The organism is Tabrizicola sp. (genome assembly GCF_034366665.1).
Classification (GTDB): Bacteria; Pseudomonadota; Alphaproteobacteria; order Rhodobacterales; family Rhodobacteraceae; genus Tabrizicola.
Genome location: NZ_JAXMMF010000111.1, coordinates 1 through 6,588 on the forward strand (window position 1 = coordinate 1; position 6,588 = coordinate 6,588).

General features: G+C 66.2%; 7 protein-coding genes. 5 read left to right on the forward strand and 2 right to left on the reverse strand.

Annotated elements, in window-relative coordinates; genetic code table 11:
- Positions 1-142: 142 nt before the first annotated feature.
- From ttcA to yihA, 5 genes are all read left to right on the forward strand, one after another.
- A complete protein-coding gene (gene ttcA / locus U1E69_RS15665) occupies positions 143-1,009 on the forward strand; it encodes a tRNA 2-thiocytidine(32) synthetase TtcA (protein WP_322245312.1) in 867 nt (288 codons plus the stop codon).
- Between the two features lie 78 nt (positions 1,010-1,087).
- On the forward strand, positions 1,088-2,575 hold the full coding sequence (locus U1E69_RS15670; protein ID WP_322245313.1) for a bifunctional diguanylate cyclase/phosphodiesterase: 1,488 nt from the start codon (positions 1,088-1,090) through the stop codon (positions 2,573-2,575).
- Positions 2,576-2,751: 176 nt separating this feature from the next.
- Positions 2,752-4,623, forward strand: coding sequence for a membrane protein insertase YidC (gene yidC / locus U1E69_RS15675; RefSeq protein ID WP_322245314.1), 1,872 nt, complete (start codon positions 2,752-2,754; stop codon positions 4,621-4,623).
- On the forward strand, positions 4,620-5,381 hold the full coding sequence (locus U1E69_RS15680; protein WP_322245316.1) for an MOSC domain-containing protein: 762 nt from the start codon (positions 4,620-4,622) through the stop codon (positions 5,379-5,381). The genes yidC and U1E69_RS15680 overlap by 4 nt, the downstream gene beginning before the upstream one ends.
- Positions 5,381-6,031, forward strand: a complete 651-nt coding sequence (yihA, locus tag U1E69_RS15685) for a ribosome biogenesis GTP-binding protein YihA/YsxC (protein ID WP_305542787.1) — start codon at positions 5,381-5,383, stop codon at positions 6,029-6,031. The genes U1E69_RS15680 and yihA overlap by 1 nt, the downstream gene beginning before the upstream one ends.
- 1 nt (position 6,032) lies before the next feature.
- On the opposite strand, the gene yidD is transcribed toward yihA, so the two are convergent.
- Together yidD and rnpA are read right to left on the reverse strand one after the other, a co-directional pair.
- The gene (gene yidD / locus U1E69_RS15690; RefSeq protein WP_322245317.1) at positions 6,033-6,281 is read right to left on the reverse strand and encodes a membrane protein insertion efficiency factor YidD; all 249 of its coding nucleotides are present in this window, start codon (positions 6,279-6,281) and stop codon (positions 6,033-6,035) included.
- A partial coding sequence (rnpA, locus tag U1E69_RS15695; protein WP_322245318.1) for a ribonuclease P protein component occupies positions 6,278-6,588 on the reverse strand: 311 nt, incomplete at its 5' end. The genes yidD and rnpA, both read right to left, overlap by 4 nt.

Genomic DNA, 6,588 nt, shown 5'->3' on the forward strand with positions numbered 1-6,588 from the left:
GCCGCTCATCGCTTCCTTCGGTCGCTCTCCGCTTGCGGCCTTGCGAAGAGCGACCGAAGGAAGCGATGAGCGGCACCTTGACCGCCAGCCCTTTGCCTCTTGCCCGACCTCTGGCATAAGAATGCATCCCGGCGAGGCCCCCATGCTTGACGACACCGACGACATCCACCCGCTGTTCCACGGCGCCCCCAAGGGGCTGGAGTTCCGCAAACTGCGCAAGCGCCTGGTGCAACAGGTGCGCGAAGCGATCGACACCTACGGCATGGCCCGCGCAGGCGACCGCTGGCTGATCTGCCTCTCGGGCGGCAAGGACAGCTACACGCTGCTGGCGATCCTGCATGAACTCAAGTGGCGGGGGCTGTTGCCGGTGGACCTCCTCGCCTGCAACCTGGACCAGGGCCAGCCGAACTTCCCTGCGACGGTGCTGCCAGAGTTCCTGTCGAAGATGGGAGTCGCGCACCGGATCGAATACCAGGACACCTATTCCGTCGTGATCGACAAGATCAAGCCCGGCGGGACGATGTGCAGCCTCTGCTCCCGTCTGCGGCGCGGCAACCTTTACCGCATCGCGCGCGAGGAAGGCTGCTCGACCGTCGTTCTCGGCCACCACCGCGACGATATCCTTGAGACCTTCTTCATGAACCTGTTCCACGGCGGCCGACTTGCCAGCATGCCGCCGCGCCTCTTGAACGAGGACGGCGATCTTTTCGTCGCCCGGCCCCTGGCCTTCGTGGCCGAAGCCGATTGCGAGAAGTTCGCGCAAGGCATGGGCTATCCGATCATCCCCTGCGACCTTTGCGGCAGTCAGGAGGGATTGCAGCGCGCCCAGGTCAAGAAGCTTCTGGACGAGTGGGAGGCGCGGACTCCGGGTCGTCGGCAGATCATGTTCCGGTCGCTGATGAACGTGCGGCCGTCGCATCTGGCGGACCCGATGCTGTTTGACTTTGCCGGCCTTGCCGCTGCAGGGGTGGATGCCGAAAATTCTACGCAACTTCCGGGTGTGCGTTAAGGAACCGATCATGAACATCCAGCTAGCCTGACCCCAAGCCGCGGGTCTTGCGCCCGCCTACAGTAGGGGATGGCTGCCATGACGATTGGGTTTCCACGCGGGTCCGACCTGCCTTGGCAGATTGCCGCACTGCTGCCCGTCCTGGCGCTTGGCGCCTATTGGGCGGGGGGCGAGGTGGCGATGATCGCTCTGGCTGCGGCCCTGCCGCTTGGGGTGCTTGCCTACCGGCACCATCTGCGTCGAGCGGTCCCGCTTGCGGTCTCGGACCAGGTCATCGACCGGCTGGACGGGGTGCTGGGCGAAATCCGCACGAAGGGCGGTGCGACGGGGTGTCTGGTGATCCAGTTCGACGATGCCGCGCACCTGGCCGACCGGCTGGGCAGGACCCGCCAGTGCGAGGTTCTGGCCGCCTCCATCGCCAGGCTGCGGGGGGCGCTGCGACCCGGCGACATGCTCTACCCGATGGAGGATGGCAGTCTGGCCGTGGCACTTGCCGCAACACCGCGCCTGGATGCCGAGATCATGGTGCGCATCGCCGCCCGGCTTCATCTTGTGGTCCAGCAGCCGATGGCACTGGCCGAGGGGCCTGCGCAAGTGACCTGTTCCATCGGGTTCTGCCAGTCGCAGCAGTTGCGCCAGCCCGGCGGTCGCACGCTTCTGGACGCGGCTCAGGTTGCGGCCGACGAAGCCGCGCGCCACCGTCCGGGCGCGATCCGGGGCTATTCGGATGATCTTGCCCGGGCACGCGCCGACCGGGATGCCTTGCGCGCAGGGTTCTCGCAAGCCGTTGACCGGGGCGAAATCCAGGCGTGGTTCCAGCCGCAGCTTTCGACCGACAGCGGCGAGGTTTCGGGGATCGAGGCCCTGGTCCGCTGGCAGCATCCCGAACGTGGCCTCCTTGCCCCCGGCAGCTTCCTTCCCGCCATCGAAGGGTCCGAGCTGATGGAACTGCTGGGCCAGACAATGCTGGTGCAATCGCTTGCCGCCCTGGCCGAGTTCGACCGTCGGGGCCTGCGGGTTCCCACCGTGGCGGTCAACTTCTCGGCGCAAGAGTTGCGTGATCCGCAGTTGCCAGACCGCCTGCGCTGGACACTGGACCGCTTCGGGCTGGGCGCGTCGCGGCTGACCGTGGAAGTCCTGGAATCGGTGGTTGCCGGGGACGGTGACGACGTTATCGCCTCGAACATCAGCCGAATCGCGGCAATGGGCTGCAGCGTCGACCTGGACGACTTCGGCACCGGCAATGCCTCGATCACCGCGATCCGCCGGTTTGCGCTGAACCGCCTGAAGATCGATCGCAGCTTCGTGCATCGGGTGGACCAGAACCGCGACCAGCAGCAACTGGTGACGGCGATCCTGTCACTGGCCGAACGCCTGGGGCTTGAGACTTTGGCCGAGGGGGTCGAAACCCCGGCCGAACATACCCTGCTTGCGCAACTTGGCTGCGGGCATGTGCAGGGCTACGTCATTGCAAAGCCGATGCCGGTGGGTGATCTGGTCCGCTGGCTGACGGCCCACCGCGACCGCCAGTGCGAGGCGATCCGCATCGGCGTGCAGGCGCGCTAGACCGCGGGTGCGCCCGTCTGCCGCAACCATCCCGGCGCCGATGGTCGGGCCGCAACCTCCGGCACACCGCGCCGCGAATTGATCGGACCGCCAGCCGGGAACGGGCGAAACCGCTTGACCTTTGCCTGCCCCTGTCGTTGAAGCACCGCTGATCGATCAGCACGGTGGTTGGCGGAATGGAAGAGCAGAACAACAAGAACCTCATCCTCGCGATGGTTCTCAGCGCGGCAGTGATGCTTGTCTGGTTCATCTTCTTCCCGCCACCCGAACCGCCCGCCCCAACCGTTGCGACCGAGCAGTCGACGACCGAACCTGCGGTCGGAACGACCTCCCCGGCAACGACGGACACCGCTGCTGCCCAGGCCCAGGATGAGGTCGCACCGGTCCCGGAAGCACCGCGCCTGACCATCGACACGCCCAAGCTGAAGGGCTCCATTTCGCTTCTCGGCGCGCGGATCGACGACCTCTCGCTCAAAGGCTACCGCGAAACGCTGGACCCCGGCGCCGAAGTCGTCCGCCTGCTGTCGCCCGCGGGCGAGGACCTGCCCTATTTCGCGCTTTTCGGCTGGACCCCCGGCACAGGGCTTGACCCCGCCGATGTGCCCGGACCGATGACCGAATGGCAGGTCGCTGGCGGCACGACCCTGTCCCTCGACCAGCCGGTGACGCTTGTCTGGACCAACGCCAAGGGCCTGACTTTCACCCGCGAGATCGCGGTCGATGCGGACTACTTGTTCACCGTCACCGACCGCGTGGTCAACGGCTCGGCCGCCGATGTGACGCTGCAGCCCTACGGCCTGATCGCGCGCCAGGGGCTGCCCAAGCTGCAGAACATCTTCGTGGTGCATGAAGGTGCGATCCAGCGCGCCGACGGCGAACTGACCGAGACCGACTATGCCGACCTGACCGAGTTCGAGGTCGTGCCGACCGAAGGAATGCCCGCCCAGGTGACCGAGGCCACCACTGACGGCTGGGTCGGCTTCACCGACCATTACTGGATGACGACGCTTATCCCCGAACAGGGGCAGCCCTACCGCCAGGTCCTGCGTTTCGACCCCAACCGCAACGAATACCTGGCCGACATCCGCCCGGCAGCGATCAGCCTGGCAGCCGGGGCCGAGACGACCTCGACTCTGCGCCTCTTTGCTGGCGCCAAGGAATGGGCCACGATCCGCGCCTACGAGAACGAGGGCGGCATCCCCGGCTTCCTTGATTCCATCGACTGGGGGTGGTTCTACTTCCTTACGAAGCCGATCTTCGCAGTCCTGCACTGGCTGAACGTCCATATCGGCAACATGGGCCTTGCGATCATCGCGCTGACCTTCTTCCTCAAGTTCCTTGTCCTGCCGCTGGCCTACAAGTCCTACGTCTCGATGGCGCGGATGAAAGAGCTTCAGCCCGAGATGGAGGCGCTCAAGGAACGCGCGGGCGATGACCGCCAGAAGCTGCAGCGCGAGATGATGCAGCTTTACAAGGACAAGAAGGTCAACCCCGCCGCAGGCTGCCTGCCGATCCTGATCCAGATCCCAATCTTCTTCGCGCTTTACAAGGTGATCTTCGTCACGATCGAACTGCGCCACGCGCCGTTCTTCGGCTGGCTTCGCGACCTGTCGGCGCCCGATCCGTCGTCGCTGTACAACTTCTTCGGCCTCTTGCCCTGGGATGCCCCGGTGCAAGGGTCGGTCCTGCACCTGATCTTCATCGGCATCCTGCCGATCCTTCTGGGGATCACCATGTGGCTGCAGCAGAAGCTGAACCCGGCACCGACCGATCCGGTGCAAGCCTCGATCTTCGCCTGGATGCCCTGGGTCTTCATGTTCATGCTGGGCGGCTTCGCCAGCGGTCTGGTGGTGTACTGGATCACGAACAACACGATCACCTTCATGCAGCAGTATCTGATCATGTGGAGCCACGGAAAGCGACCGGACATCTTCGGCAACATCCGCGAGGCCAAGGCGGCGCGGGTGGCTGCCAAGACAAGCCCCAAGGAGCCCACTCCTCCGGCCCCCACTCCTCGCACCTCAGCCCCGAAGAAGGGCAAGAAGTGACCGGTCTGGCCGGGGGACGCATCACCCAACTGGTGCGTCATCCGATCAAGTCCGCCGGCTACGAGCTGGTTGCCGAAGCGCTGCTGACCGAAGGTGCGGCCTTTCCGTTTGACCGGGTCTGGGCCGTGGCCCATGCCGCAGCGCGCCTGACCGAACCGGTGACCTGGGCGCCGAAGCTGCAGTTCCTGCGCGGCTGGGGCGCGGCCGAGCTGATGGCGATCTCGTGCCAGTCGGACCCGGACAACGGTCAGGTCACGCTGAGCCATCCCAAGCGCCCAATGACCACGTTTCGCCCCGATGATCCGGCAGATGCCGCGCGCCTGGTCGACTGGCTGCGCCCGCTTTGGCCCGAGAACCGCCCCGAGCCGGCCCGCGTTGTCCGGGTGCCCGGACAGGCGCTGACCGATCAGGATCAGCCCCTCGTCTCGATCAACTCGGTCGCCTCACTGGATGACCTTTCGGCGCGTCTGGGACAGCCCCTGTCGCCCCATCGCTTTCGCGGCAACATCTGGGTCAAGGGCTGGGCACCCTGGGCCGAACTGGACCTGATCGGGCAAGAGATCAGCGTCGGCACGGCACGGCTGCGGGTCGAGGAACCCATCGGCCGGTGCCGCGCAACGGGGGCGAACCCCAAGACGGGGGAACAGGACGTCGATACGATGGGCGCTTTGGAGGCCCACTACGGCCACACCGATTTCGGCGTTTTCGCGCGGGTTATTTCAAGCGGCAGGATCGCCGTGGACGACGAGGTGCGCTGATGGCAATGACCTTCACTCTGACGCCCGAGCCCGAGGACGAGGCGCGCGAGGCCGGGCGGTTGCTGTTCGCAGGTCCCGTCACCTTCGTGAAGGGCGTGGTGGCGATGTCCGGCCTGCCCCCTGCCGACCGGCTGGAGGTCTGCTTTGCCGGGCGGTCCAACGTGGGCAAGTCCAGCCTGATCAACGCTTTGACCGGCCGCAAGACCCTGGCGCGGGCGTCCAATACTCCGGGCCGGACGCAAGAGATCAACTATTTCGCCTTGGGCGAGGATCGCTATCTCGTCGACCTGCCGGGCTATGGCTATGCCGAGGCACCGGTGGCCGTGGTGGCCAAATGGCAGGCGCTGTTGAAGCAGTATCTGTCCGGCCGGGTGACCCTGCGCCGTGCATTCGTGCTGATCGACGCGCGGCATGGGGTCAAGGCGGTGGACGAAGAGATCCTGACGCTTCTGGATCGGTCGGCCGTGACCTTCCAGGCGGTGCTGACCAAGGTCGACAAGATCAACCGGGTCGAGCGTGAAGCGGTGATCGAACAGGTCAAGGGCGCGCTGGGAAAGCATCCGGCGGCCTATCCCGAGCTTGTGGTGACCAGCTCTGAAAAGGGCGAAGGGATCGAAACCCTGCGCGCGATCATCGCCACGATGGAGTGACCTAGCGGCCCGCGTCGTGGTCGGGATCAGCCCCGGGCACGGGGTCATAGCCCTGCCCGCCCCAGGGGTGGCAACGGCAGATCCGGTGCACGGTCAGATAGCTGCCCTTCAGACCGCCATGCCGTTCCAGCGCCTCAAGCGCATAGGCCGAGCAGGTGGGCTGGAAGCGGCAGCCATGCCCCACCCAGGGCGACAAGAGCAGGCGGTAGGCGCGGACCGGCAGCGCGGCCAGATGTGCAAGCGGCGTCATGTCCGGCCTCGATGCACCGACAGCAAGGCCTGCTCCAGATCGGCGCAGAGGTCGGCATAGGGGCGCAGGACGGTGGCTTCGGGGCGCGCGACAAGCACATAGTCCCAGCCCGGCAGCGCCCGAGGGGCCAGCACCTCGCGCGCGAGGGCCCGCAGGCGGCGCTTGGCGCGGTTGCGCAGGACGGCGTTGCCGATCTTCTTCGACGCGGTAAAGCCGATGCGGGATTGCGGGTTGCCATCTGCCCGGTCCCGGGCCTGAAGCAGGAAGCCCCCGGTTCCCTGGCGCCGCGCCGACGCGGCCTTGAGGT

Bases quoted from the DNA above. Each gene is read 5' to 3' on its own strand.
- U1E69_RS15670 (WP_322245313.1), top strand. From the start codon at position 1,088: ATGACGATTGGGTTTCCACGCGGGTCCGACCTGCCTTGGCAGATTGCC.
- ttcA (WP_322245312.1), top strand. From the start codon at position 143: ATGCTTGACGACACCGACGACATCCACCCGCTGTTCCACGGCGCCCCC.
- yihA (WP_305542787.1), top strand. From the start codon at position 5,381: ATGGCAATGACCTTCACTCTGACGCCCGAGCCCGAGGACGAGGCGCGC.
- yidD (WP_322245317.1), bottom strand. From the start codon at position 6,281: ATGACGCCGCTTGCACATCTGGCCGCGCTGCCGGTCCGCGCCTACCGC.
- yidC (WP_322245314.1), top strand. From the start codon at position 2,752: ATGGAAGAGCAGAACAACAAGAACCTCATCCTCGCGATGGTTCTCAGC.